The organism is Neobacillus sp. GCM10027624, assembly GCF_042675345.1.
Classification (GTDB): domain Bacteria; phylum Bacillota; class Bacilli; order Bacillales; family Cytobacillaceae; genus Neobacillus; species Neobacillus cucumis_D.
The window spans coordinates 545,648-571,649 of the sequence record NZ_JBHTHD010000013.1 but is presented as its reverse complement, the minus strand read 5'-3'; the positions used below and the strand labels follow the sequence as shown (position 1 = coordinate 571,649).

Genomic DNA, 26,002 nt, shown 5'->3' with positions numbered 1-26,002 from the left:
TTTATCTAGCGTCGATATGTTAAATAACGTTCATACCAAATATCAATGAAGTCTGGTGCAAAAGGGCCTTTCCGCTGACGAATCCAGCGAATGAGCTTATCTACGTTTCTCTTCAGAATTTGGTCGATTACTTCAGGGTATTTCATCTCTCGGCGATGGCGCTCATATTCATCTTCATCTAATAAATTAAATGTCATATCGGGATAAACCTTTATATCCAAATCATAATCAATATATTTCAGCGCTTCCCCGTCAAAAATAAACGGAGAACTTAAGTTACAATAATAATAAATCCCGTCTTCCCGAATCATTCCAATCACATTGAACCAGCATTGGGAATGAAAGTAACAAATAGCCGGCTCCCTAGTAATCCATGTTCTTCCATCTGATTCTGTTACAATCGTCCGATCATTTCCGCCAATCACTAAATTTTGCGATCCTTTTAAAACGGTTGTTTCTTCCCAGACCCGATGGATGTGCCCATTGTGTTTATAGCTATGTATTTGTACTGGTTCTCCTTCGATGGGTACGCCCATATTCTCCCCTACCTTCATTCCTGAACGCTTTGTAACCTATTCGAATAAATTTTTAAAAACCGGTAAATGGCAACAAAGTACAATTCCTCTTTTATATTATTATAACGGTTGAACAAGGATTTTAAAACAAAAGAGCCATTGAATTCAATGACTCTTAAGGAAAAATTTACGTATTTTCTTATATTTAGCCTTTTTTCACTACCTTGAAGGGGTTAAGTTTGTTACTTGATAGGACTGGATGACATCTTCTGTTTGTTTTTCAAATATTAATTGAATCTCTTTTAATTCTTTTTTCATTTGTTGAATATCAGACTGAATACTCTCAAGCTCCGTTTCATTTTGCAGCTTTTGCAATTCTGCTTCAATCTCAAGACAGCGTTCCAGCTCGGCTTGAAGGTATAATAATTTTTCCATTGTGATCATTTGTTCGGAAACTAATCGGTTAAATTGATCCAACCCATCACCGCCTTATATTTTGTACTATATAAGTATTCTTGAACAAATCCATTTCTCCTTTGACTATTTATGTAAACTTTATGGAACATTTGTCGAATTAACGAAGAGGGATTAATTTAGAAATAAAAAAGAAGGCACTCTTCCGATTGAGAGCGCCTTCCATCTGTGTTAACTTATTTTAGCTTTGACCAAATTGGCCAGAACCTTGGTTTTTACGAGCTTCTGCAGCTTGGTTTTGCTTTCTAACCTCTGCAGCATTTGTTTCGCTACCAAATTCTGTACCAAATGCTCCAGCTGCACCTGCTGCACCTGCACCAGCATTAGCACGAGCTGATTGAGCATTTTGTTGTCTTACTTCTTGAGCGTTTGTTTCGCTCGCAAATTCAGTTCCAAATGCTCCTGCAGCACCTGCACCTGCTTGAGATTGAGCGTTTTGTTGTCTTACTTCCTGGATATTAGTTCCAGCTGAAGTTTTGTTGGCTTGTTGGTTGAATTTTGCCACCTGTAATCACCTCCACGAAATTAATGTACCCCCGAGGTGTGTGGACTATCCAAATTATTTTTGAAAAATAATTTTTTCTTAAACCAATAAGGAAATACCGCCATCCACAATAATGGTTTGTCCTCTAATCATGCTTGATGCATCTGATAATAAGAACATAACCGTATTAACCATATCATCAATTTCGACCATTCTTCCCGCAGGTGTTTTGTCTTTTGCCTCCTGAAGGAGTTCTTCGCGATTTGGAAAATGCTTCAGTGCCTCGGTATCAACTGCTCCACCGGAAACAGCATTCACGACAATATTTTTTTGAGCAAGCTCGACCGCTAAATACCTTGTTAAAGCTTCAAGTGCCGCTTTAGAAACACCCACTACCGTGTAATTTTTTAGATAGCGAATGGAACCTAGTGAGCTTATACTGACAATTTTTCCGCCACCGTTCTTCTCCATCAGCTTTGCAGCTTCCTGCGCGCAAAATAATAATGCCTTACTATTAATGTTCAACGTCCAGTCCCAATGAGATTCTTCAAGCTCCATTAACGGACGCTGCACACCGGAGGCAGCATTGTTAACAAAAATATCTAATCGTCCAAACTCTTGGTCAATTTGAGCAAACATATCTTTTACTTTATTTACATCCCCAACATTGGCTTTAATGATCAGTACTTTTCTACCAAGGGCTTCGATTTGTTCGGCGGTTTCTAAGGCTCCACTCTTACTTCTGGCATAATTAATGACAATATCATACCCTTCTTTGGCTAATCTGAGAGCCGTTGCTTTTCCAATTCCCCTGCTGCTTCCTGTAATTAATGCTACTTTTTGTGACATATGTATATTTCCCTTCTTCATTTGTGATTTCTTATTATTTTATCGCTTCTATGCATAGAAGACAATTGATTACAAAAGACTAAGTTGAATAACATGATTGAAAGGAAGAGGTAAATGTATAATGGGCGAGATATGACAGAACTTTCAATGATTTCGATTAAAGAGTGGGATGATCAAGAATTATCCTTTTTTCAGCATTCATTGCAGCAAATGGTTCCATACTTAAATAGTGAAGGACAAACGATTCATCGGGAAATTATCGAAGAAATCATGGACCGCGGGGGACTTAAAAAAGAATGAACACCGTGATCGTACGGCGTTCATTCTTTTTTATATTCTTGATAAAGCTTAAAGATTTTTTGGGTAAAAACCGGAAGGGCGTAATCCTCTGTATGATCTTGTGAAACAAATTTCCACTCTTGATTCTCGGTAAAATCCGTTGAAATCGTTCCTGTATAGACTTTTATCTTCCAAATTAAGTGGGAGAAAACATGCTCCACTTGACCAATCATCTTACCTAAATGAAGATTGAGACTTAAATCCTGTTCAAAAAGGCGGGCGATTTGATCACGGTTATTTTGAATCGGATGGTTGATTTCCAAATTCGGAAATTCCCATAAATTTGCGAGAAGTCCGGATTCAGGCCGTTTATGAATAAGCAAATCTCCTTTTTCATTAGCAAGAACAACTGCAGCAAGCTGTACTTCACGCTGTTTATTTTTCTGAGATTTGATTGGAAGTTCCGTCTGTACACCCTCATGAAATGCATGGCAATGTTCACGTACAGGGCAAAGCAAACAAGAGGGGGAGGTTGGAGTACAGATCAATGCACCTAATTCCATTAATGCCTGATTAAATTCTGATGGTTCTTCATGGGAAATGAGCTCTCTTACAGCTTGCTCAAAAACTTTTCGGGAAGAGGGTTTGGCGATATCCTCCCAAATGGAGAGAATTCTTGATAAAACTCTCATCACATTCCCATCCACTGCCGGCTCGGGTACTCCATATGCAATGCTTAAAATTGCTCCAGCCGTATAAGGTCCAACCCCTTTAAGAGTGGATATTTCCATTGGTGTATTGGGAACAACACCATCATATTTTTCTTTTACTTCTTTAACTGCAGAATGTAAATTTCTTACCCTTGAATAATACCCAAGACCTTCCCAAGCCTTCAGAACCTTATCTTCATTTGCCTCTGCTAAGGTCTCGATCGTTGGAAACCAATCAATAAAACGGTTAAAATAAGGTATAACCGTATCCACTCTTGTTTGCTGCAGCATGATTTCTGAAACCCATACTTTGTACGGGTCCTGGTCCTTTCTCCAGGGCAGGTCACGCTGCTCATTTTTAAACCATGTAATTAAATCAACTTGAAATTCTTTTATATTTACTTTCGATAAATTATTTAGAACATTTTTCATTACATTTGGGCCTCCAACTTGTTAAACAATACAAAATGAGGGAATATAATAGTATGCATTGTATTACGATAATCCATATTGATCATTTTGACAAGAATTGATTAGATTAAAGGAGGAACTTCCTTTTGGATACCGGAACTCACGTTGTCATGGGGATTGCCCTTGGAGGTCTGGCAACACTTGACCCCGTCGTAGCAAGCAGCCATGCAGCAACAACTAGTGTTTTAATCGCAACGATTGCAGGGTCACAAATACCTGATATTGATACTGTTTTAAAATTAAGAAATAATGCAATTTACATTCGTAATCATCGCGGGGTAACGCACTCCATACCGGCAGTAATTTTATGGCCGCTTGTACTTTTAGCTGTGATTTACCCATTTTTTCCAGCCGTCAATTTACTGCATTTATGGGCATGGACATTTTTCGCAGTATTTCTCCATGTATTTGTTGATATCTTTAATGCTTATGGTACCCAGGCCCTTAGACCATTTTCGAATAAATGGGTAGCTTTAGGTGTCATTAATACTTTTGACGCTTATATTTTTGCGATTCATGTTGTGGGGATTTTTATTTGGATATTTGGAGCAAATCCTGGATACACCTTTTTGATTATGTACTTTGTTATTATTGGTTATTATTTACTAAGGTTTCGCGTCCGACATAAGGTTTTATTGGAGGTCCGTAGAATTGTACCGGATGCGACGGATATTATCATTGCACCAACCATGAAATTCCACCAATGGCGGATTGCCGCAATGAATGAGAAACAATTCTTTGTCGGAAAAGCTGTAAAGGATAAAGTGGAGATATTAGATTTATTTAATCGGATTCCAGTACCTGAAACCCCCGTCATTAAGGCAGCTAAAAAAGACAAAAACCTGTCTGCATTTTTATCCTTCTCACCTGTTTACCGGTGGGAAGTGGATGAATACGATGATTTTTATGAAGTCAGGTTTATTGATCTCAGGTATCGAAGCAACGGCCATTACCCTTTCGTTGCAGTTGTTCAATTAGATTGTGACCTAAACCGAATTAGCTCCTATACCGGATGGGTCTTCAGCGAAAAGAAACTGCGGAAAAAATTAAGTATTATACCAAGCTGATCAATAGAAAAGCGATGACATTTTATTTTGTCATCGCTTTTTATTTAAAAAATCCTTATATTTCGGATTCGTTGCGATAAAGTCATGAAGGCGATTTCCATAATTTTCAATCCATTGTTTTACAATCCGCTCCGTCATTTCGCTGCCAAGATAGTCTCTGCCTGCTTTTGCAGAGGTCGTTTCAAAATCATCCCATAATAATTCAATCCATGTTAGGGCCTCGTCATAGGTGAGTTGGTTATTTTTAGCCAGTAAATAATCGCATAACCGCTCATGGTACTCGTTCATACATTCACTCCTTTGCCATTTTCTTATAACATATCTGAATCTAATTAAGCAAATAATATAGATACGTGGTCAGCATTGATCTTTTGATGCTTTGCTTTTCACGATTTCTCATTCCTTTAGATGGAGGTACAGCATGAGAAACAAACAACATAACTTTCCTAATCAAAATAACAATAAGTTAGAGGGAGAGCCAAGAGCAAAAGCAGAGTATGCTTCAAAAAGAGCAGATGGAACCACTAATACGCATCCACAGGAACGGATGCGGGCTTCTGGTCAGCGCGCTAATGATAATGATACACCTGATTCTTTAACCTAGGGAGGCGTTACTGTGGGTAAACAGAAATTTTTCCAAAATAAGCCATTTTCAACACCATGGGCTAGTGCAAAACACCAACATTCTCAGATAAATGGCGAAAGCAAACTTACCCAAGACCTCATTATTTTAAAGCACCAAACCAGAAAACAGTCATAGGAAACAACCAAACCAGAGAGTTTTCTCTCTGGTTTGCTTTTTTGTCCAGCTTCAGCGCCTAGCACCTCGAGGTTGTTTTGGGTCTAACCAAGGCGCTTCCGCTTTTCTTATTTCAACCACTTTAACATAGAAATCGGCACTGCCTCTTCTTTTCCATCGCCTTTAAGTCGATACCCCCAGGCAAAAACTCCATTTAGATAATCGATTTTAAAGTATTGCCCCGGATCCCCTTCAAGTTCATAAATTTCACCCGGCTCAAAGGAATCGGGACTTATTAAATAGGCACGAGCCATCAATACTTTCCTTTCAAGGACAGCAAACTCATTTACCCTTCCTAATTGCTCTGCTTTCCGTGCTTTCTCCTGAAGAGTCGCAATTTCTTGGCGTAATTCATGTTCGCTCAATTCACTATATCGTTTCTCCTGGTGCATGTAATCCACTCCCAAAGTATCGTTAGCCACCATATTTAAGTATAATTATTTTTGTAGAATTAATAAAGGAGTTTAGCAAATGAAAACAATCATGGTAACCGGTGCTGGGTCAGGGTTAGGGAAAGAATTGGCCTTATTATTTTCTAGGCAAAATTATCATCTGCTTTTAACGGGACGGAACGAAGAAAAATTAAGGAGCACGAAAACGGAAATCGAAGCAGTTGGCGGGAGTGCAGATTATCTCCTATTAGATATTCGAAACCATAAAGAGGTACAAGAAAAAATCGACGAAATTAGCGGGTCTTTTGAAATTTATGGATTGGTCAACAACGCAGGAGTGGGACATTTCGGATCTTTCCAGGAGATGACGCAGCAGGAAATTGCGGAGATGTTGGACACGAATGTTCTTGGAACTATCCTAATGACAAAATCGGTTCTACCCTACTTGATTTATCATGGTGAAGGAAAAATTATCAATATTATCTCAACAGCCGGACTTCGCGGTAAGGTAAATGAAGCCGTTTATGCAGCTAGTAAATTTGCGATTCGCGGCTTTACTGAAAGTCTTCAAAAAGAATTTGATGGCAGCAAGATCCAATTTACTGCCGTTTACATGGGCGGTATGGATACTCCATTTTGGAATGAGAGCAATCATGTGAAAGACCCTTCCCGTTTTCGTTCCCCAAAAGAAGTTGCAGAAATAATTGTCCAACAAATCAATCAGGATTCCATTATCATTGAAAGTAAAAAATCATGACATTTTGTCATGATTCTTCTTTTTCTGCTAAGAATTTTTCTATTAAATCCATCGAAAAGCCTTTTCGATATAGTGCTTGTTTCATCTTTTGTTTATACTCAAAACCACTAAGATGACTGTATTTGCGATAAATCTTTTCTCCTTGAAACCTGATAGCTTCCATTTCCGCATCCGAATCCTTGTCCAGTTCACTTTCATTTACAGCAATTTGAATGATCTCAAATGGATATCCTTTTCGAAGCAGTAATCCTTCAAGCTTTTGTTTTACAATCCGCTCAGAGTCCTTTGTATTCTTTTCAAAAAACTTTTTAGCAAGTATCGAAGCTTTTTCAACTTGCAGATCATAAGGAAAATCCTGAAGGGCTTGTCTTGCAAAGTCCTCTTTTATTCCCCTGTCTTTTAATTCCAACCAAATTAAATCTGGTCCCTTGTCTGTTGTATTTACTTGGGTTCTGACAAATGCGTGGGCATATTCCCAGTCATCAATATATTTTTGGGAGGTTAATTTATGAAGAACCTCGTTAATAATGGGCTCATCAATTTCTTTTTTGGATAAATAATCCCTTATTTCTTTTTCGGACCGCATTCTTTTGGATAAATACTGGATAGCATGATGATAAGCTTTACGAATATCGTCCTGATACTGAATTTCCAGAAAGGAGAAGTCGTCGAGCTCCATACCCTTTTTTAGCTGAAATTTTATTAAGACATCACTATCAACACTAAATGCAAATTCCTCGCCTTTTCCATAATCCATAAAAACATTATAGCGATCCTGATTTTTCTGCTGCGTGGTGATTTTCGTAATGATTGCCATTTTCCTCACCTCAACACTACTTTACCATGTTTTTCATGAAATATCGCAAAGAATTGAAAATACACAGTATCATTCCTTCCCTAAAAGGTAAAAATGGAAATAAGTACATATTGTGCTTAATTAAAATCCACTAAGCTTAATGACATTTAGCAAAAATATGTTGAAAGGAATGAGCAAAAATGGCGGAAAAAAAGAAAAAGGATAAGGATCGCGGAAAATATTCCTTAACCAGTATGCAAGAAGTAAGTTATCAAAGAGAATTTAAAATGGCAGACCGCGCTGGAGGATTTTCAGACAGAAAAACCAAGTTGTAATGAAACTTTGAAGCATTTCCCATTCATGGACCTTTGTTTTTTGCTAACACTAAGAAAGGAACCAAGAAGGTTCCTGAAAGTTATCAATGAAAGGGGTTTTCGTAATGGGTCGTTCACGTGGGCATGGATCTCGTGATAAAAATAAAGCATCACTTCCACAGGTGCCAAAAAATCTTAAATCAGATGGAATCGATGAAGAGTATTCTGCTGAATTAGCCGATCAGGCAGATTTAGAGGCACAAGCACGAGCAAATGCCGCGAATCAGCGTGTAAATACGAAAAGAAATAGATAACCTCTTTAAAAAAGTTTGAATTTGAAAAAGAAGCAGGCGTCCTGCTTCTTTTTCACTCTATTTTGTGGATAATGTGGATAATGTGGATTCTACATTAAAACCTCTTAAAATATAGGCTTTAAAGCTTTTCACATTTTGTTAACAATTTTTGTGGGTAACCCTGTGGATAATGTGAATAAGTGTGTAGAATGCTTATAATATAGGACTTTCGATGTGGATAGTATAGTGAATAAATGAATTTTCATTCATTTATCACAATTTAAAATAAACAATAAACTCTACTCTTAATTTGAGACAAGTGGATAAAAATCATCGGTATAGGATACGATATCCCCCCACCCCATAAAGTCTTCATCCGAAACCTTCCACGTATGTTTTTCTGTATCGTGCCGTATTACCGCAAAATGGAAACGATTCGATGAATAAACATTGAAACCGGCTTTTTTACATTGGTCGATAAAAAAGTAATCCTCCGCACGATTTACTTTTTCAAATTGAACTTTTTCAAAAACTGATTTTCGAAACATCAATGTGGCCCCGGCAACCGTGTCAGAAAAGGAATTCTCTTCTCCAGGCACTAAGACTAAGGCTTTTTTATTTTTAAAATAAATATAGTATGAACTTTTGCCGAGGATCGAAACCTGTTCGTCTTTAAAGGCCTGCATCGAACTAGAAATATATTCAGGACCATAGTAGTCGTCATCATCAAATTTGGCAATAACATCATGGTTAGCCTTTAGGACGCCAAAATTTAAACAATCTCCCAAAGCTGCTTTTTCATGAAGTTGAAAAACACGCACGTTTTGATAATTCTTCGCTTTCTCCAACCATTTGTCGATACTCATCGAATCTTTATTAAGGATTATAATTAACTCTTTATCCTTCCAGGTTTGCTGTTGATAATTATTAAAAACATTATTAATAAATTCATCTCTAATGGTGCAAGTGATAATGGAAACCATTTTTTCACTCCTTTCCTTTAAAATGATTTTACGAAGCAATAACTTTTTGAATAAAATTGGCCAAGTTTTTATATTTCCCTAGATTATTTAGTTTCCGCAGGTCTGATTTCAGTTCGTTTATTTGCTCTCCTCCAAAACCGGCCGCACCTAAAATATTAAAATGGCGAATATCCACTTTCAGCAAAAGGGCGATGGTTTCAAGGATGGAGATGAATTTATTTTGAAATTTTTTTGTTTTTTTGCCGTATTTATTAACCAAACTTTTATATTCTTGCAATATATCGTTCATGGTTGCTAAACCCGTTATTCTAGATAGTTCTAAACTAAGAATTAGAATGTCCACTTCATGATGCTTTTTAATAAATAAATGATAATTCTCGATTGCCTCTTTCCACTTACTTTCTGCGACAGGATGCTCTTGATGATAGGATACTAGATTCTTTGCATTGAGATACTTTGCCCCAGCCTTATAAAGGCGGTATCCTAATTCCCAGTCCTCATATCCATACTTTACAAATTCCTCATCAAATAACCCGGCCTTGTTTAATAGCTCTTTTCTGATCGAAACATTACCGGTGAGAAGGGCCATCCACGGAAATTCAAAGCCTTCTAAGTCCGTTCCATATTTACGGGTAATGGTTCGAAACCAGGAGTTGGCATTCTTAATTAAAGCACCATAGGTCTGATTTGAAATATCACTTTTGTTAATGAGAGGATAAGGCTTTGCAGCCGCTTTTTCATATTGATTAAATTTATTATTAAGGTTTTCATTTCCTTTTACCATCTCAGCAATTTGGTCAAGTTTAGCACGATCATCTTTTGGAAAGATACAGGTAATAATATTTTTAGAATACATGACCCCCGACATAATAAGATTACTTTTTTCTTGGTGATACTTAACGTGATTCTGCACAAAATTACGGTCAACAAGCATTTCTGCATCTAAAAATATCAGGATGTTCCCGCTCGATGATTGAATTCCTAAATTACGCACCTTTGCCCTTCCAAGATTTTCGTTGTTTCGAATATATTTAAATTGATATGGCGCTTGATAGTTTTGGAGGGAGTCTTTTGTTTGATCTGTAGAGGCATCATCAATTAAGATGACTTCCATTTTTTCCAAATTGAATGTTTGGTTTTCAAGAGAATATAGGGTGAAAAGGTTTAGTGGATACTTATTGTAGGAAGGGATAATAATACTTACCTCTATTTTATTATTCTGATCACTCTTCAAACCTCTATATTTTTCAGTCTTTTTTTCATTATTCTCCGATACCGGTTCTTTGTTGATTTCTCTAGTGATTTTTTCAGGCCAAATGGCATATAGGCCATTCTCCCGCCCTTTCAGTCTAGCATTCATATTTACTTTAAGCTGATTTTCGCTTCTGCTATGATTCCAGATTCTAACTTCTTTAATATCCCCGATAAAGAACACTCCCGGCGGGTAAACAATGGAACCTGATGGAGAGACATATTTTTTTGGACTCATTTCCCCTTCTTTTACGAAAGTACCATTGATGAAAAGAAAGGGTCTTTTCTCCTTATAAACAACGGCCACATGTACCCACTCATTAATGGATGTCTCATAAACCAATGTGGCGTAAATATTGTTTTGTGTATATTCATAGACAGACACTCCATTCAATCCAACGGAGACGCAGATTCCGGAGCCATTTTGATCTTCTCCTCTTGCAGGACCAATAATATAATTTTTTCCATTACTGTTTACTGGAATTTCCCTAGACTGTTTATCGATTTGATGAATGTTTCCAGGCTTAACCATAAATTCATAAGTAAATGAATTTTTTAAATTTCCGATCAATCGGTCAGTGATGTTTCCTGACATGTTGCACCCCTTTTCCTTCCTTATCCTAAAACCTCGTCCGATTTAGTATAGCTTTTACACAATATGTACAAGGGTATAAATTGGACTAGACTATCTCCCATTTATGTGATGGGTTTTAAATTTTTTCATAAAAAAATAAGACAGCAGCCTTAGAAAGAGGGTGCTGTCTAGTGAGATATTTTATACTGTAACGGTTAACTTTTCCTTTCTATCTTGAAGGATTTGAGTTCCATCTAGAATTGGGTAATAACTTAGTGACGGATACTCTTTAGCTTTTTGTAAAATCTTCTCATCAGTGGTCTCAACAATAAAGGTTTGATCAGACAACCGTTCAACAGGGAGGATGGAAGGACTTAATTCTGTTCTACTCACCCCACTTATTAGCCAAAAATTATTTAATGAGCCAGTAGCGTGAGATAAAGCTTCTTTTACAGGATTAGCCTGAAGCTTTTTTTGCTGATTACTTTGGCTTACATAAACTAGGTCCTCGATAACTGCACTTGCGGTCGGAAACATTCCGGCGCCAGGACCTTGCAGAGTTATTCTGCCCACGATGTCCGAGTATACATTTACCGCATTTTCGACCCCTTCCACATGATAGAATGGATGGGACTTGCTGACGAGCACGGGCCTTACACTTCCAATAAGTGTATCCCCTTCCTTTTGAATACTCACAACATGCTTGAACCGAAAACCAAGCTGGTCTGCCGCTTCAATTAATTCACTTGTAATAGAAGTGATCCCGACGCGTTCCACAGCCTTCCAATTCGGCGCATTTCCAAAGGCTACTCTGCTTAAAACCATTAATTTATAAAATGCATCAAAACCTTCCACATCATTGGTTGGGTCTGCTTCTGCAAATCCCTTATCCTGGGCTAATTTTAAGGCATCAGCAAATGACTGCTTTTTCTCACGCATTTCTGTCAAAATGAAATTGGATGTCCCGTTTACAATGCCTTGAATTTGCTGAACACGATTAACCTTTAACAATTGTCTTAAGGTTTGAATGATTGGAATTCCACCCGCAACAGTCGCTTCAAAGCCAATCGATACTTGGTGTTCATCAGCAAGATCCAACAGCTCTTTTCCATGGTGTGCAAACATTTCTTTGTTTGCAGTAATAATATGGCAGCCTCTTTCAATTGCTTGTTTTAAATAGTTAAAGGCCGGATCCTTGCCCACAATCGCATCAACCACAATATCAAGCTGTGAAAGATTGATAATTTCATTGAAATCCGTTGTGATAAGAACATCCTTTGCGATTTTTCTTTCTTTTTGATTATTTTTAATTAGAACGGCCGCAACCTCCACTTTCTTTCCCAATAGTGCTTCCAGTTCACTTGCATGTGTTTGAATGGTTCGATAAACTCCTTCGCCTACTGTCCCAAACCCTAAAATGGCTACCTTTACTGTCATTATTGATCCCCCCGTTATTAAAAAATGGAAAAAAGAAAACCCTCTTCATAAGAAGAGGGCAGTCATCCTCCTCTTATCTTTCAGGTTAAATATAACCTGCAGGAATTAGCACCTTTTCAAGGAATACCTTGAAGGTTGCCGGGCTTCATCGGGCCTAGTCCCTCCGCCGCTCTGGATAAGAGTATTTATAAAATTGTTAGTTTAATTTTCCATGTTATGAATGAAATTGTAGTTGATTCCTACAAAGCTGTCAATCTTTTTTGAAAATTCTTTTTTACAGGGGTAATAAAGAAATTATGTCCCGTTCCTTCACTTGATTAATCATTTCAAGCCATTCTTGAGGTTTATTTGAAAGAATTGAGTAATAGTTAGTCAGAAACTCTACTACTAAAGCTGCCTGTAAATGTTCCAATTCATTATCCATTGGCATAAAGCATAAATCCAATCCTTTTACCGCTTCGCCATTATTCTCCCAGGAAGGGTGGACATAGGAAAGGTCAAGACGTTTGTAGCCCAAATGAGACAATACCTCCCTGCGAACATAAGGATCCATCACTTTTACTCCGCCAAACTCGTGATTTTGAACACGATACGGGTCATAGATTTCAGCAAACATACCAAATAGTTCGTTTCCATTGTCTAGTGCTAGTTTTTTTAAGTCTTTTAATCTATTTTGAGCTAAGAATCGGCCAAGGCCAAGCCCGGGCCTACTGATAATCGTAAAATCTGTCATAGCAATATTCCATTCGGGATAGTATCGATATTCCGTTGCTCCTACAACCTCTTCCTCCTGTATCGCAACAAACACCCGAATACTTGGATCCTCTAATGGTTCTCTCCATAACTCATACTCTAATACTTCTTCTTGGGGAAAAATTTCTCCCATTAATTGATGCAGCTTTTTAAAATTCGGATCCTTAATACTCGTAATACGTTTATATTCCATTTTCCTTAAATCCCCCTTTATTTAAATGGGTTTTTCCATTCCATTAAAACAGCATAATTACAGGATTCTTCATCCTCAAGATAGTTTTCTGCAAGTCCAATTGGGAACCTGCCACACTGTAGCAGGAAAGTGATTACAGGGTCCTTAACCTCTCCCTTAATAATTGCCTGCAAATACTCTTCCGGCGCCATTTTATTTGCAAACTTATGATAACCCGGCATTCTCCCGCCGCCAAGCAACCGCTCAAGATCCTTTTGGATGACAACGTGGTACATGGACTGCATCATTAGTTTTCCGAGCCCCAGGTTGCGATACTTTGGGCGGACACTTATATCGACAATGTACAACGTGTTGCCGTCCGGTTGGTGATTGCGGATATAACCGTGGTCAGTAATCTCCTCCCACTTATGGTTTCGATGGTTCGGATCAAAATCAACGCACAAGCCTGTCAGGGAACCCGCTAATTCACCGTTGACTTCAACGCATAATGCTCCTTCTTGAAAAAGGGTAACATGGTTTATTAATTGTTCCTCGTTCCACCATAATTCTGAAGGAAATGGCGGCGGGAAACATTCTTTTTGAATTTCTATGAGGTGGGGAAAATCATTCTTTGTATAATTGCGTACAAGCACAGGTACAGGCCGATTTTGGTCAAAAACATAAAATTCACTCCGATACAATAGGCCCCCTCCTATTTTTCCCAATCTGTATATAGATCCGTTCTTCGGTCACGCCAAGTAGTCACGGAGCCACGTTCTCTTACTTCATAAAGAAGTTCAAAGTCTAGGTCTGCCGTGATGATCATGTCATGATTGATTTCGCCTTCCGCTAAGATTCCTTGGGGTGGAAAAGGTATATCATTTGGTGTGATAATGGCGGCCTGGCCAAAATTTGCCCGCATAAAGTCCACCGTCGGAAGGGAGCCGACCGTTCCTGTTAAAACAACATAAACTTGGTTTTCAATCGCACGAGCATGGCTTGTGTAACGAACGCGGTGAAATCCATGACGATCATCAGTACAGGATGGACAGAAAATGACGTCCGCACCCTTAGCTTTTGCCATCCGTACGATTTCCGGAAATTCAATATCGTAGCAGGTAAGGATTGCAATTTTCCCTTTTTTCGTTTCAAAAATTTGAAAGGATTCCCCTGCTTCCATATTCCATTCATTTACTTCGGTAGGCGTGATATGAAGCTTGGCCTGTTCGCCAATTCGTCCATCTGGGTAAAAGAGATGAGCGGTATTAAAAAGCTTACCGTTTTTTTCTAAAACCTGGGTCCCTGCGATAATATGCATGTTGGTTTGTTTTGCGAAGTTGGAAAATAGTTCACGGTATTGGTCTGTAAAGCTTGGTAGATCGTCTATTTTCTTTCCTTTTCCGATGGATAGGAGCTGAGTGGTAAAGAACTCGGGAAAAAGAACGAACTCGGCGCCAAATTCTTCAGCCGTTTTTATATAATGCTCGCACTGGCGAGCAAATTCTTCAAAGGATTGGATGGTGTGTAGATGGTATTGCACAGCAGAAACTCTTAATTTCATTTTTCTCCCCCTGTTACTGATTTAAAATGACACTTATGAGAATTATCTATCATTTTGGTATTTTCTTCAATGGAAATGATTATGTAAAGGGGGAGGATTTCTAAATCTCTTTGGGCGTATTTTAGCGGCTATTTATAAAGTCCTTTTTAACATCATATGGGTATATTTTAATAACTCGCAATCTCCATCACCAAAATCCTTACTTTTTTATATCTTACCTCGCCCATGCAGAAATAGTCGTTATGTTCTCTGGTTTTGTCCTGCAGCAGCCACCAATCAATCGGGCACCGCATTCATACCAGTGATGGGTACTGTATCCGTAAGTTTCTTCAGATGATTCCCCATTCCAAGTTTTAGTGACTGCATCGTACTGCTCGCCTAAATTTGGATATACGATGATAGGTTTAACTGTGTGACTGTGCACTTTATTTATCAGCGAAGAAATGTACTGAGGCCGCGTGCAGTTTATGCCGACGGCAGCCACTTGATCATATTTATCCAGCCATTCTGCACACTCAGCAACCAGGGTCCCATCACTAATATGAAACCCGTCTTTTGCACTGAAGCTAATCCATGCATAGGTTTTGGGGAACTCTTCTAATAACCTGACGATTGCTCTGGCCTCCATCAGACATGGAATAGTTTCGCAGGCAAGGATATCGGCACCGGCATCAATCAAGGCTTTCATACGGGGCCTATGGAAATTCATAAGTTCTTCTTCGGTCAACATATAATCTCCTCGATATTCAGATCCATCAGCAAGGAATGCGCCATATGGCCCTACTGAACCGGCTACTAAAGGCTTCGGTCGGTTTGACCGGTTCTCGGGTATTCCCCAGAATTCATCGCGTGCTTTTAAGGCTATCTGGACGGATTTCTGGATGAGAATGAGCGCTTCAGCCTCGTTTAAACCGCGTCGGGAGAATCCTTCGACAGTTGCCTGGTAACTGGCGGTGATAGCACAATCTGCCCCCGCTTTAAAATAATCTGTATGTACCTGTTTGATAAGCTCAGGATTTTCGATAAGTATGGTTGCCGACCAAAGACTGTCGTTCAAATCACAGCCATGACGCTCAAGTTCAGTTGCCATTGCACCGTCTAGTATAACTAACGGGAATTTCTCTAATATGTTCTCAATAGGATTCATTACAGTACCTCCGCTAAAGTAATTTTCTGTGCTCCCTTAGAAATGATAAAAAAACGAGGACTTTCTATTTCTAATATCTCAGTGTTATAGAGTTCATCAATATAGACCAAAGTGGTAAAAATGTCTTTGCAATACTTAAGTTTAAGTTAAACAAATTTTAGGTAGATTCGACGCGATGAATTTGGTTAAAAAGGACAGACCCTCCTGCGAAAGAGGTCTGTCCAAAGTCAGGTTAAATTCATTCAGCAATGGTTTGGATTAATAGAATAATAGTCTGACAACCGCAAGATATTTGTAGTATTTTTCATTAACAGTTTTTCACAACATTAATGATAGTATCTATAGTATATTCCAGTTTAATAGATCTCTTATAGCAAACCTCTCTACTTAATATTATCTATATACTGACTGTGTTCATCATGAGAATCTAATAGATTCTTTTTTCCGCGATTCTTCATATAGTAGAAAAAATAGCAAAAAACAATAAAGGGTACTCCGCTGTATAGAGCAATTCGTTGGCTTTGATCGAAAGCAAGTCCTACACAAGAAGCAAAACATAAAACAAAAGCAGCGATGGGCACAATGGGATACAGAGGTGTACGAAATTTCAAATGTGTAATATCCCCTCCCTCTTTAATAAAACGCCTTCGAAACATATACTGCGATAACACAATTCCCATCCACACAGTAACCACGGCAAATCCTGAAATAGCTACAAGCACTAAATAAACTGTATCTGGTGCAACTACACTAGAGAATAACGACAAACAGGCTACTGCCATACTTAAAATTAACGCATTAAGCGGCACTCCTTTTGAGGTTACCTTTCCTAAGTGGGGGCTTATTGTTTTTTCGTTGGAAAGAGACCATAACATACGAGTAGATGCATAAAGACCGGAATTTGCTACGGATAATAAAGCTGTAAGAATAACGAAGTTCATGATATCAGCTGCATAAGGAATTCCTATATTATCAAAGACCATAACGAATGGACTTTCAATGACTCCTGCTTCTTTCCAAGAGATTAATCCAGATAATACAAATATAGCGCCGATAAAGAAAAAAACGGTTCTCCAAATTACATTTCTTACGGACCGGGGAATGTCTTTTTCAGGATTTTCGCTCTCTCCGGCGGCAATTCCAATAAGTTCTGTTCCTGAAAAGGCAAAGTTTACGGAAATCATAGCCATTAAAACTGGAAGCATCCCATTAGGAAAAAGACCTCCTTCGCCAGTAAAATGTGAGAGCATGGGGGCAGACGTATGGCCTTTCATTGGTATGAAACCAAACATCGCAGCTCCCCCCAAAATGATAAATAAAATAATGGTAACTACTTTAATTCCGGCAAACCAAAATTCTGCTTCCGCAAAAAATTTTACTGAAAAGGCATTTAGTAGAAAAAGGGCAATCGCAAAGATGGCACTCCATATCCAAACAGAAGTATCAGGGAACCATCTCTTCATTAATAGACCTGAGGCGGTAAATTCCGATCCTACTGTTACCACCCAAGTAAGCCAGTACATTACACCAATAGTAAATCCGGTAGCAGGACCGACATACTTTGTAGCATAGGTTTGAAATGAACCGGTTACCGGCATGGCTACAGTTAATTCTCCTAGGCATAGCATAACAAGATACATAATCAATGCCCCAACCAAATATGCGAGAATCGTCCCTCCTGGTCCAGCTTGATTAATGGTATAGCCCGTACTTAGAAAAAGGCCCGTTCCAATTACCCCTCCTAGCGATATCATGAACAAATGTCTGCTTTTCATTGTACGCTTTAACTGATTTTGATCAGAATTATTTGTCTGTAGCATCCAGTTTCCTCCTTTGGTATAGGTAACCACGCGGCCAACCTATTAGGACAATTTCTATTAAACTAGCATTATACCACTAATTTGTTTTTATTATCTTTTAACGGCAACCTTAAAACAAACAACTTTTGGTTCGGTCATTTCTTGAAGTGCAAATTTAATTCCTTCACGACCTATACCAGAACCTTTTACCCCCCCAAAAGGCATCGCATCTATTCGATAATCGGAGCTGTCATTTACAATAACCCCGCCTACATCCAGCTTCCGTACAGCCCCCAAAGCATGGTCTAAATTTTGAGTGAAAATACCTGCTTGTAAGCCGAAAGCCACATTGTTAGATTGAAAAATAGCTGTATCAAGATCTGGAACACTATAAAGGGTAACAACTGGTCCAAAGACTTCTTCCGTTGCCAGCTTGCAATCAGCTGGGACATTCTCTAAAACAGTTGGGTAATAAAAAGCTCCCTCTCGTTTGCCGCCACAAAGCAATTTTGCACCGCTTTCAACGGCTTCATTAACCCAACTCTCCACCCTCTTTGCTTCCTTTTCTGATATCATTGGACCCATATCGGTTTCCTCTGAAAATTTATTACCCACTCGATACCTTAGAGTACGAGTAAGGAACCTTCCGACAAAGTCCTGATAGATCCCTTCTTGAACATATACTCTTTGCACTCCAAGGCAATTTTGACCTGCAGCCCAAAAGGCTCCGGAAACAGTTGATTCAACGGCTTCTTCTAAATCAGCGTCTTGCAGAACGATAACCGGTGAGTTCGATCCTAACTCCATACTGAACTTTTTCATGCCCGCCTTTTGCATAATCGCTTGGCCAGTAGAAAGTCCCCCTGTAAAAGATATCATTCGTATCGCCGGATGGGTAATCAGGCTTTCTCCCATATCACTTGGATAGCCAGTAATGACGGATAAAACTTTAGGAGGCAAACCTGCTTTTTCAAATGCTTCTGCCAATAATAGAGCACTTAATGGTGTAGCTGGTGCTGGTTTAACGATGATCGCATTTCCAGCAGCAATAGCTGGCCCCACTTTATGAGCAACAAGGTTTAATGGATCGTTAAAAGGCGTGATGGCCACAATGATTCCAATAGGAAAACGATAATAATATCCCATGCGATCTTCACTTCCCGGCATTTGGTCAAATAAAATCGTTTCTCCATTTATTCTCCTTGCCTCTTCAGCACTAATACGAAGAGTCTCAATACAGCGCAATACTTCTTTCCTTGCCTCTTTAATTGTTTTACTTCCCTCACATGCAATGGTGGTTGCGAACTTTTCTTTATGCTCATAAATCCAGTCAGCAGCACGATTTAAAATGGTGATTCTTTCGTGCGTCGACATGTCAGCAGCAATTTTTGCTCCCTTTTTTGCCTCCTCTATAGTATGAAGTACATCTTCCTCATTAGCGGCAGGGACAGTTGCGATTAAACGATTATCTTGGGGGTCGAAGACTTTAATGCTTTTGGATCGGGATACCCACTTTCCAGCTAGAAACATCTTATTTTCTTTTGTCTGTGTCTCTATAAATGTCATTGTGTAACCACCTCATATAACTAATTTTTCATTTTGTAAGTTAATAGTGTAAAAGATTACAATTGACCGCGGCTAATATTAATTAAATCAATAAGAATAGAGAATCCGGTTTCCTTTCGGCCGGCTCCGGCACCAATAAGCGTGATTGGACCGGCTAAATCGCAATCATATGTAATGGCATTTTGGGCACCTGAGACTCCAGCTAAAGGATCTGTAATCGGTATCGCTTCGGGACCTACCCGTGCGATGACTTTATCACCATCTTTTATACATTTAGCAATAAGTTTCCACCTTTTACCCTCAGATTTTGCCCATTGGATATCTTGTAGTGTAAGATGACTAATTCCTTCACATTCTACTTCTTCTCGTTTCATCGGAACGTTCATGACAATATTAGCTAGAATAGTAGCTTTATATTGGGCATCATACCCCTCGACATCACTTGTAGGATCGGCCTCTGCATAGCCAAGAGTTTGTGCCTCAGCCAATGCCGCCTCATAACTCAGGCCTTCTTCCATTTTGGTTAAAATATAATTGGTCGTTCCATTTAAAATCCCACGTATTTCAAAAATAGTATTTCCTGCCAATGCAACGAGGGGCATTCTCAATGCAGGTGTTCCGCTCATGACGGTTCCTTCAAAGCCCCATCGAACATGATTCTTTCTAGCTAACTCAATCAGTTCTTGGTAAGCTAAAGAAACTGGACCTTTATTACTCATAACTACATTCTTTCCGCTTTCAAATGCTGCCTTACAATGATCGATGGCAGGTTGGCCTGTTTTTACGTCTGTAAAAGTAATTTCTACAACGGTGTCCGCATTACTTTCACGGATAGTCTGAAAACTATCCCATCCTCTTACCAAACCAGGGCTTTCCGGGTAGCAATTAAGTTTCCCTGTTTCCTTTACAGCTTGTAATGCTTTAGCAATATCTAAGCCTTCTGGATGATAAAGAGATCCCTTAACAAAATCGGAAATCGCAACAATTTTTGCATCAAAACCAAGTCCGCTGCGTAACAATTCACCTTTTTCTTCTAAAATTTCTGCAAATCCTTGACCAACTACACCAAAACCAAGCAACGCAATTTTATGTGTCATACTTTATACCTCTTCCATTGTTATATTTTCACTTGCTGCTATTAACAGGCAATTGCGATTCTAAAAGGGAAAAAGCTTGTTCTAAATCCGAAATAAGATCTTCTGTATCTTCAATCCCTACGGAGATACGAACCAAACCCTCTGGAATACCAAGAGCTTTGCGTTCCTCAAGAGTACATTCAACATGGCTGGTGGTTCTTGCCGGTCCGTATATTGTTTCCACAGCCCCAAGATTTCCAGCTTTGTGTGCATACCGTAATTTTGGCAATAAAATTTTTATCGCCTCCATTTCATCTTTCAATACAAAACTTAATATTCCGCCAAAACCCTTCATCTGTTTCTTTGCAATTTGGTGATGTGGGTGTGTTTCTAATCCAGGATAATAAACTGCTTCTACAAGTTTTTGCTTTTGCAAATACTTTGCAATTACCATTGCACTCTTTTCTTGCTGCCTGACACGAAGTTTTAACGTTTTCATCCCTCTTAAAATCAGATAAGCCGACCATGGGTCCATGGTTGCTCCATTAATTTCACGATAGTGATAAACTCTCTTCATCAGTTCTTTGGAGCCGCACACCACACCCCCTAACGCATCGGCATGTCCGCTTAAAAATTTAGTGGCACTATGGATGACGATATCAACTCCTAATTGAATTGGATTTTGATTAATAGGAGTAGCAAAAGTATTGTCTATTATCACCAATGCCCCCATCGATTTTGCAGCTTTCACCATTCTTTCAATATCCGTAATTTTCATGGTAGGGTTGGTAGGAGACTCCAAATATAAAACCTTGCATCCTTTGGCCACTTCAGCTTCAATTTCTTCATGATTTCCAGTGTTGCATAACGTTACATCTACATCGATATTCGGTAAAAATTCAGTAAAGATTTTATTGGTTCCTCCATATGTATCTTTCAGGGATATTACCCGGTCGCCTGGTCTTAAAAAGGTATATAAAGTACTGCTAATAGCAGCCATTCCCGATGAGAAAGCAATCGCTTCCTCCGCCCCCTCAAGAATTCGTACCTTTTCTTCAAAAGCTTGGACAGTTGGATTTGTCATTCGATTGTAAATATGTCCAGGTTTATTTCCGATAGCAACTTCTTGCCACTCATCCACGTCATCGTAATTGTAGGCTACACTAAGCACCACAGGTACTTGGGTTGCATTGTAAGCAAGAGATTCCTTTTCTCCTGCCCATACAGCTTTTGTACCGTCTTGTATATCTTTAAAGTTTCTATTGCTCATGTTTCTACCACCTCTCATTTTGAAAATGTCCTTTTGTATCCCAACTAAATTTTGGTTAAAAAATCCTCCTTCACGATAAATTGTTTGCACTTCTCTTTTTAATGCAATACCTTCTTCGGACACCATTTTATTAAGATACCTCAAATTATACAATATATTGCATAATGTATAATACGCTGAATTATCTGAAAACTATCCGTATAAAAATTATATAATGGACCTTTTCTATTTTCAATGTTAAATTTAAAAAAAATATTTTAAAATTTAACTGTTTAGTTTTAATAATTAAGATATATTTGTATTGAACGGTCTTAAGAAACCACCGCTCCGCTTCTTCTGCTATTCTTTACCCTTCCTAAAATAGGAACCTATTATGGTATAGATTAATAACATATTAGACTTGGAAACAATAGATTTAATAGGATAATGAGTTACTTTGGGGACGATATTGAAGAGATATTGAAGAATTTGGATGCTCATGCTAATATAAAAAGCGAGAATTTCCACTTTTTTTACTTAGGGGGAATAACAATCAAAAAGAGGTACCGATCACTAAAAGACCATGTATATGATTATATAGCCACAGAAATTCAGAATGGAACATTGCTTCCCAATCAAAAGATAAATGAAATAGCACTAAGCGAGAAATTAGAAGTAAGCAGGACCCCTGTAAGGGAAGCCTTAATCCAACTAGCTTCTGAAAATTTACTAGAGTTCTTTCCCCGAAGAGGATTTATCGTTAAAGAAATTGATACCAAGAAAAAGCTCGATGTTTTTAGTGTTGTTGGTGTACTAGATGCCTTTGCAGCAACTTTAGCTCTGGAGAATTTGACCGAAGATGACATGGAACTAATGGAAGAGTTGGTTAGGAAAATCGACCTTTCCATTTCTCAGAAAAATTATTCGGATTATCAAAAATACCAAAACCAATTCCATAAAGTATACATTGAGAAGTGTTGCAACCCTACATTAATTGAGCTTCTTGATTCTTTACAGAATAGTTTTGTCAGGCAGATTTATTTAAGTAAAGATGAAGAAAAACTCTTTACAGCATTAGAACAAATGAATGAACAGCATAGACAAATTATTGATTACTTTAAGAATAAAGACAAAGAAAGCTTGGAGCACCTGATTAAGAATGAACATTGGAAAATAACTCATATCGATATGATATAAAATATGGGGCTGGTGAAATGATTTACTAGAAAAATAATTTAAGACAAATGATTTCCTTGGTAAATTTCGATTCCCGTAAAAACATGGAAATGGCGCTCATATCAGCGCCCCCAGCCTTCTTCCACAATACGAAACACCTGCTTTATGCTCCATTTCCAAAAATTTCCCAAAAAAACAGCGATTAGCATATGCCATCGCTGATCTATATTCCCTAATTAACCTGTAACGTTTGAATAAATCCTTTTCCACCTTTCAGTAAAAAATACATAACAAAAACCGGCAGCCCCTGGCTGCCGGCTTACTATCACTATTTAATTCTCAAATCTATTATTTCTGGAGTTTTCCTTCAGCAAGCTTAATTTGTCCTAGAACTTGCTCTGGTGCAGTACCGCCAAAGCTATTACGAACCGCCACCACATGCTCCGGTGCTAAGACAGTATAAATATCCTCTTCAAATAATGGGCTGAATTCCTGATATTCTTCCATTGTCAAATCGAGCAAAAACTTTCCATGCTGTATTGCATATAAAACAGTCTTCCCAATAACCTCATGCGCCTCACGGAACGGCAAACCTTTACGCACTAAATAGTCAGCAATATCGGTTGCATTGGAAAAATCATTATTAATTGCTTTCCGCATTACGTCTTTATTAACCGTCATGGTTTCAATCATTGGCGCCAATAATTTTAGTGAGCCTTCAAGCGTTTCAACCGTATCAAACATACCCTCTTTATCTTCCTGAAGATCCTTATTGTAAGCAAGCGGCAGCCCCTTAAGGACAGTCAACAAGCCAATTAAATTCCCGTAGGTTCGTCCGGTTTTTCCTCTTAGCAATTCCGGTACATCCGGGTTTTTCTTTTGCGGCATGATGCTTGAGCCTGTGCAAAATGAATCATCCAGTTCAACAAATTGAAATTCCTGGCTTGACCAAAGCACGAGCTCTTCAGAAAAACGTGAAATATGGGTCATAACAATCGAGCCAATTGACAGGAACTCCAAGATAAAATCACGGTCACTTACAGCATCCATGCTGTTTGGATAAATCGTTTCAAACCCTAACAGATCCGCCACTTTTTCACGGTTAATCGGGAAGGTTGTACCCGCTAAAGCACCTGACCCAAGCGGCAGCCAATTGATTCTTTTTAAACTATCAATCAATCTTTCTTTATCGCGCTCAAACATCCAGAAATAGGCCATTAAATGATGCGCAAACGATACTGGCTGAGCACGCTGAAGATGTGTGTATCCAGGAATTAATGTTTCTACATGCACTTTCGCCTGATCAACTAAGGCATGTTGAACATTTTCAACCAATGTAATCAATTCAGTTGTTTTTGTTCGTAAATAAAGATGCATATCTGTAGCTACTTGGTCATTACGGCTTCTTCCTGTGTGAAGTTTGCCGCCGACAGGTCCGATTTTTTCAATTAATAATTTCTCGATATTCATATGAATATCTTCATCTTCTACTAAAAATTCTACTTCTCCATTTTCGACCATTTGTTTAATAGAAAGAAGCCCTTGTTTAATTGTTTCAGCATCCTCTACAGGAATAATATCGCACTCCCCAAGCATTTGTACATGTGCCAAACTCCCTGCGATATCCTGTAATGCTAACTTTTGATCAAATGTAATAGAGGCTGTGAATTCCTCAACGAGCTTATTTGTTTCCTTTGTAAAACGGCCGCCCCAAAGCTTAGACATTGCTGCTCCCCCTTAAATATGAACAAGATTGCCCCCGAAAAATTTCGAGGGCTTCAAATGATTATTTGAATTAACGTATTTCAGCAGGCTCAAAATTATTTTACTACTGGATCTTTTTGGTTCACCTCAGAGTATACCTTAGTTGGAAGACCCCAAAGCTTGATAAAACCAACAGCTGCATTATGGTCAAATGCATCACCTTTTGCATAAGTTGCCAATTCTTCATTGTAAAGGCTGTGCACAGACTTACGGCCGACAACCGTATGATTGCCTTTATGAAGCTTAACGCGGATTGTTCCTGAAACTACTTTCTGAGTCTCATCAATAAACGCATCAAGAGCAGCTTTTAATGGTGAATACCATAGACCTTCATAAACAATTTTTGCCATGTGCTGGTCAACCTGGGTTTTAAATTGAGTTACTTCACGAGGCAATGTTAAAAACTCTAATTCTTTATGTGCATTAATTAAAATTAAGGCAGCCGGATTTTCATAGACTTCTCTTGATTTAATTCCTACTAATCTATTTTCAATGTGATCAATACGACCAACACCATGCTTGCCTCCAAGCAGATTTAAAGATTCAATCAATTGAACCAATGGAAGTTTTTCACCGTTTAAAGCAACAGGTACACCCTGTTCAAACTCAATTTCAAGATATTCAGCTTCATCTGGAGCTAATTCGATTGGATTTGTCCAATCGTAAGCTGCTTCTGGAGCTTCAGCCCAAGGATCTTCTAATACTCCAGCTTCACAAGCACGTCCCCAAATATTTGCATCAATCGAAAAAGGATTATCTAAATTAACAGGAATTGGAATCCCATTTTTCTCAGCATATTCGATTTCTTCATCACGGGTCATGCCCCATTCACGAACCGGAGCTACGACTTTTAAGCTTGGATTTAATGCTTGAATTGATACTTCGAAACGCACCTGGTCATTACCTTTACCAGTACAGCCGTGTGCGACCGCTGTTGCCCCTTCTTTTTCCGCTACTTCAACCAACAATTTTGAAATTAATGGTCTTGAAATGGCAGAAGATAATGGGTATTTACCTTCATATAAACAATTAGCCTTTAAAGCTGGTAAAATATATTCTTTTGCTAGCAATTCTTTGGCATCAACCATAATCGCTTTAATAGCGCCGACATTTAACGCTTTGTTTTTGATTGCCTCTAGATCTTTTCCTTCCCCAACATCAAGACCTAAAGCAATTACATCATAGCCATATTTTTCTTGAATCCATTTTACTGAAACTGATGTATCTAAACCGCCTGAATAGGCTAATACGATTTTTTCCTTTGCCATATCTATTTCTCCTCGCATCAACTTTG

At 38.5% G+C, this 26,002-nt stretch carries 29 protein-coding genes and 1 riboswitch; of the genes, 8 read left to right on the top strand and 21 right to left on the bottom strand.

Annotated features, from left to right (window positions below; genetic code table 11):
- Positions 1-5: 5 nt before the first annotated feature.
- From ntdP to fabL, 4 genes are all read right to left on the bottom strand, one after another.
- The gene (gene ntdP, locus ACFQZ9_RS23750; RefSeq protein ID WP_198312093.1) at positions 6-536 is read right to left on the bottom strand and encodes a nucleoside tri-diphosphate phosphatase; all 531 of its coding nucleotides are present in this window, start codon (positions 534-536) and stop codon (positions 6-8) included.
- A 198-nt stretch (positions 537-734) separates the two neighbouring features.
- On the bottom strand, positions 735-992 hold the full coding sequence (locus ACFQZ9_RS23745) for a YgaB family protein (RefSeq protein WP_198312092.1): 258 nt from the start codon (positions 990-992) through the stop codon (positions 735-737).
- Positions 993-1,170: 178 nt separating this feature from the next.
- Positions 1,171-1,494 carry a gamma-type SASP family protein gene (locus ACFQZ9_RS23740; protein WP_498945806.1) on the bottom strand — a complete coding sequence of 108 codons (324 nt, stop codon included), beginning with the start codon at positions 1,492-1,494 and terminating at the stop codon, positions 1,171-1,173.
- A gap of 78 nt (positions 1,495-1,572) precedes the next feature.
- The gene (gene fabL / locus ACFQZ9_RS23735) at positions 1,573-2,322 is read right to left on the bottom strand and encodes an enoyl-[acyl-carrier-protein] reductase FabL (protein WP_498945805.1); all 750 of its coding nucleotides are present in this window, start codon (positions 2,320-2,322) and stop codon (positions 1,573-1,575) included.
- A gap of 114 nt (positions 2,323-2,436) precedes the next feature.
- On the opposite strand from fabL, the gene yfhS reads away from it, so the two are divergent.
- The gene (gene yfhS, locus ACFQZ9_RS23730) at positions 2,437-2,622 is read left to right on the top strand and encodes a mother cell protein YfhS (protein WP_498945804.1); all 186 of its coding nucleotides are present in this window, start codon (positions 2,437-2,439) and stop codon (positions 2,620-2,622) included.
- Between the two features lie 20 nt (positions 2,623-2,642).
- Here the strand turns inward: yfhS and mutY are convergent, their stop codons facing one another.
- Positions 2,643-3,743 (bottom strand): A/G-specific adenine glycosylase, encoded by a 1,101-nt coding sequence (mutY, locus tag ACFQZ9_RS23725; RefSeq protein ID WP_498945803.1) that lies wholly within the window; start codon positions 3,741-3,743, stop codon positions 2,643-2,645.
- Between the two features lie 125 nt (positions 3,744-3,868).
- Here mutY and ACFQZ9_RS23720 point away from each other — a divergent pair, with 125 nt between their 5' ends.
- Positions 3,869-4,849, top strand: coding sequence for a metal-dependent hydrolase (locus tag ACFQZ9_RS23720; RefSeq protein ID WP_498945802.1), 981 nt, complete (start codon positions 3,869-3,871; stop codon positions 4,847-4,849).
- Positions 4,850-4,879: 30 nt separating this feature from the next.
- Here the strand turns inward: ACFQZ9_RS23720 and ACFQZ9_RS23715 are convergent, their stop codons facing one another.
- Complete coding sequence (locus ACFQZ9_RS23715) at positions 4,880-5,137, bottom strand: YfhJ family protein (protein WP_498945801.1); 258 nt, start codon at positions 5,135-5,137, stop codon at positions 4,880-4,882.
- Positions 5,138-5,270: 133 nt separating this feature from the next.
- Between ACFQZ9_RS23715 and ACFQZ9_RS23710 the strand changes: the two genes are divergently transcribed.
- Both ACFQZ9_RS23710 and ACFQZ9_RS23705 read left to right on the top strand, forming a co-directional pair.
- Positions 5,271-5,453, top strand: a complete 183-nt coding sequence (locus ACFQZ9_RS23710) for a small, acid-soluble spore protein K (protein WP_198312085.1) — start codon at positions 5,271-5,273, stop codon at positions 5,451-5,453.
- Between the two features lie 12 nt (positions 5,454-5,465).
- The gene (locus ACFQZ9_RS23705) at positions 5,466-5,609 is read left to right on the top strand and encodes a YpzG family protein (RefSeq protein WP_133337305.1); all 144 of its coding nucleotides are present in this window, start codon (positions 5,466-5,468) and stop codon (positions 5,607-5,609) included.
- 107 nt (positions 5,610-5,716) lie between these two features.
- Here ACFQZ9_RS23705 and ACFQZ9_RS23700 read toward each other — a convergent pair whose 3' ends face one another.
- Positions 5,717-6,040 carry a YfhH family protein gene (locus ACFQZ9_RS23700; protein WP_498945800.1) on the bottom strand — a complete coding sequence of 108 codons (324 nt, stop codon included), beginning with the start codon at positions 6,038-6,040 and terminating at the stop codon, positions 5,717-5,719.
- 79 nt (positions 6,041-6,119) lie between these two features.
- Here ACFQZ9_RS23700 and ACFQZ9_RS23695 point away from each other — a divergent pair, with 79 nt between their 5' ends.
- Positions 6,120-6,797 carry an SDR family NAD(P)-dependent oxidoreductase gene (locus tag ACFQZ9_RS23695; RefSeq protein ID WP_498945799.1) on the top strand — a complete coding sequence of 226 codons (678 nt, stop codon included), beginning with the start codon at positions 6,120-6,122 and terminating at the stop codon, positions 6,795-6,797.
- Between the two features lie 7 nt (positions 6,798-6,804).
- On the opposite strand, the gene recX is transcribed toward ACFQZ9_RS23695, so the two are convergent.
- Positions 6,805-7,614: a regulatory protein RecX gene (recX, locus tag ACFQZ9_RS23690; protein ID WP_498945798.1), complete on the bottom strand. Its 810-nt coding sequence runs from the start codon at positions 7,612-7,614 to the stop codon at positions 6,805-6,807.
- Positions 7,615-7,793: 179 nt separating this feature from the next.
- Here recX and ACFQZ9_RS23685 point away from each other — a divergent pair, with 179 nt between their 5' ends.
- Complete coding sequence (locus ACFQZ9_RS23685) at positions 7,794-7,928, top strand: YfhE family protein (protein ID WP_310172496.1); 135 nt, start codon at positions 7,794-7,796, stop codon at positions 7,926-7,928.
- A 104-nt stretch (positions 7,929-8,032) separates the two neighbouring features.
- Complete coding sequence (locus tag ACFQZ9_RS23680) at positions 8,033-8,221, top strand: YfhD family protein (protein ID WP_310172180.1); 189 nt, start codon at positions 8,033-8,035, stop codon at positions 8,219-8,221.
- Between the two features lie 284 nt (positions 8,222-8,505).
- On the opposite strand, the gene ACFQZ9_RS23675 is transcribed toward ACFQZ9_RS23680, so the two are convergent.
- The 11 genes from ACFQZ9_RS23675 to ACFQZ9_RS23625 form a co-directional block, all read right to left on the bottom strand.
- Positions 8,506-9,183: a glycosyltransferase family 2 protein gene (locus ACFQZ9_RS23675; RefSeq protein WP_498945796.1), complete on the bottom strand. Its 678-nt coding sequence runs from the start codon at positions 9,181-9,183 to the stop codon at positions 8,506-8,508.
- A 28-nt stretch (positions 9,184-9,211) separates the two neighbouring features.
- Positions 9,212-11,029 carry a glycosyltransferase gene (locus ACFQZ9_RS23670; protein WP_498945794.1) on the bottom strand — a complete coding sequence of 606 codons (1,818 nt, stop codon included), beginning with the start codon at positions 11,027-11,029 and terminating at the stop codon, positions 9,212-9,214.
- 180 nt (positions 11,030-11,209) lie between these two features.
- Entirely contained in the window at positions 11,210-12,445 is a 1,236-nt protein-coding gene (locus tag ACFQZ9_RS23665; RefSeq protein ID WP_498945793.1) for a homoserine dehydrogenase, read from the bottom strand.
- Positions 12,446-12,515: 70 nt separating this feature from the next.
- A riboswitch (SAM riboswitch) is annotated at positions 12,516-12,627 on the bottom strand.
- Between the two features lie 92 nt (positions 12,628-12,719).
- Entirely contained in the window at positions 12,720-13,391 is a 672-nt protein-coding gene (locus ACFQZ9_RS23660; protein WP_498945792.1) for a GNAT family N-acetyltransferase, read from the bottom strand.
- A gap of 17 nt (positions 13,392-13,408) precedes the next feature.
- On the bottom strand, positions 13,409-14,071 hold the full coding sequence (locus ACFQZ9_RS23655) for a GNAT family N-acetyltransferase (RefSeq protein ID WP_498945790.1): 663 nt from the start codon (positions 14,069-14,071) through the stop codon (positions 13,409-13,411).
- Between the two features lie 11 nt (positions 14,072-14,082).
- Positions 14,083-14,931, bottom strand: a complete 849-nt coding sequence (locus tag ACFQZ9_RS23650; protein WP_498945788.1) for a carbon-nitrogen hydrolase family protein — start codon at positions 14,929-14,931, stop codon at positions 14,083-14,085.
- 214 nt (positions 14,932-15,145) lie between these two features.
- Entirely contained in the window at positions 15,146-16,078 is a 933-nt protein-coding gene (mmuM, locus tag ACFQZ9_RS23645) for a homocysteine S-methyltransferase (protein WP_498945787.1), read from the bottom strand.
- Between the two features lie 383 nt (positions 16,079-16,461).
- Positions 16,462-17,898: an amino acid permease gene (locus ACFQZ9_RS23640; protein ID WP_498945785.1), complete on the bottom strand. Its 1,437-nt coding sequence runs from the start codon at positions 17,896-17,898 to the stop codon at positions 16,462-16,464.
- A gap of 90 nt (positions 17,899-17,988) precedes the next feature.
- On the bottom strand, positions 17,989-19,443 hold the full coding sequence (locus ACFQZ9_RS23635) for an aldehyde dehydrogenase family protein (protein WP_498945783.1): 1,455 nt from the start codon (positions 19,441-19,443) through the stop codon (positions 17,989-17,991).
- Positions 19,444-19,499: 56 nt separating this feature from the next.
- A complete protein-coding gene (locus ACFQZ9_RS23630) occupies positions 19,500-20,540 on the bottom strand; it encodes a homoserine dehydrogenase (protein ID WP_498945781.1) in 1,041 nt (346 codons plus the stop codon).
- Between the two features lie 28 nt (positions 20,541-20,568).
- Positions 20,569-21,789 carry a cystathionine gamma-synthase family protein gene (locus ACFQZ9_RS23625; protein WP_498945779.1) on the bottom strand — a complete coding sequence of 407 codons (1,221 nt, stop codon included), beginning with the start codon at positions 21,787-21,789 and terminating at the stop codon, positions 20,569-20,571.
- 426 nt (positions 21,790-22,215) lie between these two features.
- Here ACFQZ9_RS23625 and ACFQZ9_RS23620 point away from each other — a divergent pair, with 426 nt between their 5' ends.
- Positions 22,216-22,965: a GntR family transcriptional regulator gene (locus ACFQZ9_RS23620; RefSeq protein ID WP_498945778.1), complete on the top strand. Its 750-nt coding sequence runs from the start codon at positions 22,216-22,218 to the stop codon at positions 22,963-22,965.
- Positions 22,966-23,292: 327 nt separating this feature from the next.
- Here ACFQZ9_RS23620 and argH read toward each other — a convergent pair whose 3' ends face one another.
- Entirely contained in the window at positions 23,293-24,669 is a 1,377-nt protein-coding gene (gene argH, locus ACFQZ9_RS23615; RefSeq protein ID WP_498945777.1) for an argininosuccinate lyase, read from the bottom strand.
- A 95-nt stretch (positions 24,670-24,764) separates the two neighbouring features.
- Positions 24,765-25,976 (bottom strand): argininosuccinate synthase, encoded by a 1,212-nt coding sequence (locus tag ACFQZ9_RS23610; protein WP_498945776.1) that lies wholly within the window; start codon positions 25,974-25,976, stop codon positions 24,765-24,767.
- Between the last annotated feature and the right edge of the window lie 26 nt (positions 25,977-26,002).

Bases quoted from the DNA above. Each gene is read 5' to 3' on its own strand.
- ntdP (WP_198312093.1), bottom strand. From the start codon at position 536: ATGGGCGTACCCATCGAAGGAGAACCAGTACAAATACATAGCTATAAA.
- fabL (WP_498945805.1), bottom strand. From the start codon at position 2,322: ATGTCACAAAAAGTAGCATTAATTACAGGAAGCAGCAGGGGAATTGGA.
- yfhS (WP_498945804.1), top strand. From the start codon at position 2,437: ATGTATAATGGGCGAGATATGACAGAACTTTCAATGATTTCGATTAAA.
- mutY (WP_498945803.1), bottom strand. From the start codon at position 3,743: ATGAAAAATGTTCTAAATAATTTATCGAAAGTAAATATAAAAGAATTT.
- ACFQZ9_RS23715 (WP_498945801.1), bottom strand. From the start codon at position 5,137: ATGAACGAGTACCATGAGCGGTTATGCGATTATTTACTGGCTAAAAAT.
- ACFQZ9_RS23710 (WP_198312085.1), top strand. From the start codon at position 5,271: ATGAGAAACAAACAACATAACTTTCCTAATCAAAATAACAATAAGTTA.
- ACFQZ9_RS23700 (WP_498945800.1), bottom strand. From the start codon at position 6,040: ATGCACCAGGAGAAACGATATAGTGAATTGAGCGAACATGAATTACGC.
- ACFQZ9_RS23695 (WP_498945799.1), top strand. From the start codon at position 6,120: ATGAAAACAATCATGGTAACCGGTGCTGGGTCAGGGTTAGGGAAAGAA.
- recX (WP_498945798.1), bottom strand. From the start codon at position 7,614: ATGGCAATCATTACGAAAATCACCACGCAGCAGAAAAATCAGGATCGC.
- ACFQZ9_RS23685 (WP_310172496.1), top strand. From the start codon at position 7,794: ATGGCGGAAAAAAAGAAAAAGGATAAGGATCGCGGAAAATATTCCTTA.
- ACFQZ9_RS23680 (WP_310172180.1), top strand. From the start codon at position 8,033: ATGGGTCGTTCACGTGGGCATGGATCTCGTGATAAAAATAAAGCATCA.
- ACFQZ9_RS23675 (WP_498945796.1), bottom strand. From the start codon at position 9,183: ATGGTTTCCATTATCACTTGCACCATTAGAGATGAATTTATTAATAAT.
- ACFQZ9_RS23670 (WP_498945794.1), bottom strand. From the start codon at position 11,029: ATGTCAGGAAACATCACTGACCGATTGATCGGAAATTTAAAAAATTCA.
- ACFQZ9_RS23665 (WP_498945793.1), bottom strand. From the start codon at position 12,445: ATGACAGTAAAGGTAGCCATTTTAGGGTTTGGGACAGTAGGCGAAGGA.
- ACFQZ9_RS23660 (WP_498945792.1), bottom strand. From the start codon at position 13,391: ATGGAATATAAACGTATTACGAGTATTAAGGATCCGAATTTTAAAAAG.
- ACFQZ9_RS23650 (WP_498945788.1), bottom strand. From the start codon at position 14,931: ATGAAATTAAGAGTTTCTGCTGTGCAATACCATCTACACACCATCCAA.
- mmuM (WP_498945787.1), bottom strand. From the start codon at position 16,078: ATGAATCCTATTGAGAACATATTAGAGAAATTCCCGTTAGTTATACTA.
- ACFQZ9_RS23640 (WP_498945785.1), bottom strand. From the start codon at position 17,898: ATGCTACAGACAAATAATTCTGATCAAAATCAGTTAAAGCGTACAATG.
- ACFQZ9_RS23635 (WP_498945783.1), bottom strand. From the start codon at position 19,443: ATGACATTTATAGAGACACAGACAAAAGAAAATAAGATGTTTCTAGCT.
- ACFQZ9_RS23630 (WP_498945781.1), bottom strand. From the start codon at position 20,540: ATGACACATAAAATTGCGTTGCTTGGTTTTGGTGTAGTTGGTCAAGGA.
- ACFQZ9_RS23625 (WP_498945779.1), bottom strand. From the start codon at position 21,789: ATGAGCAATAGAAACTTTAAAGATATACAAGACGGTACAAAAGCTGTA.
- ACFQZ9_RS23620 (WP_498945778.1), top strand. From the start codon at position 22,216: ATGAGTTACTTTGGGGACGATATTGAAGAGATATTGAAGAATTTGGAT.
- argH (WP_498945777.1), bottom strand. From the start codon at position 24,669: ATGTCTAAGCTTTGGGGCGGCCGTTTTACAAAGGAAACAAATAAGCTC.
- ACFQZ9_RS23610 (WP_498945776.1), bottom strand. From the start codon at position 25,976: ATGGCAAAGGAAAAAATCGTATTAGCCTATTCAGGCGGTTTAGATACA.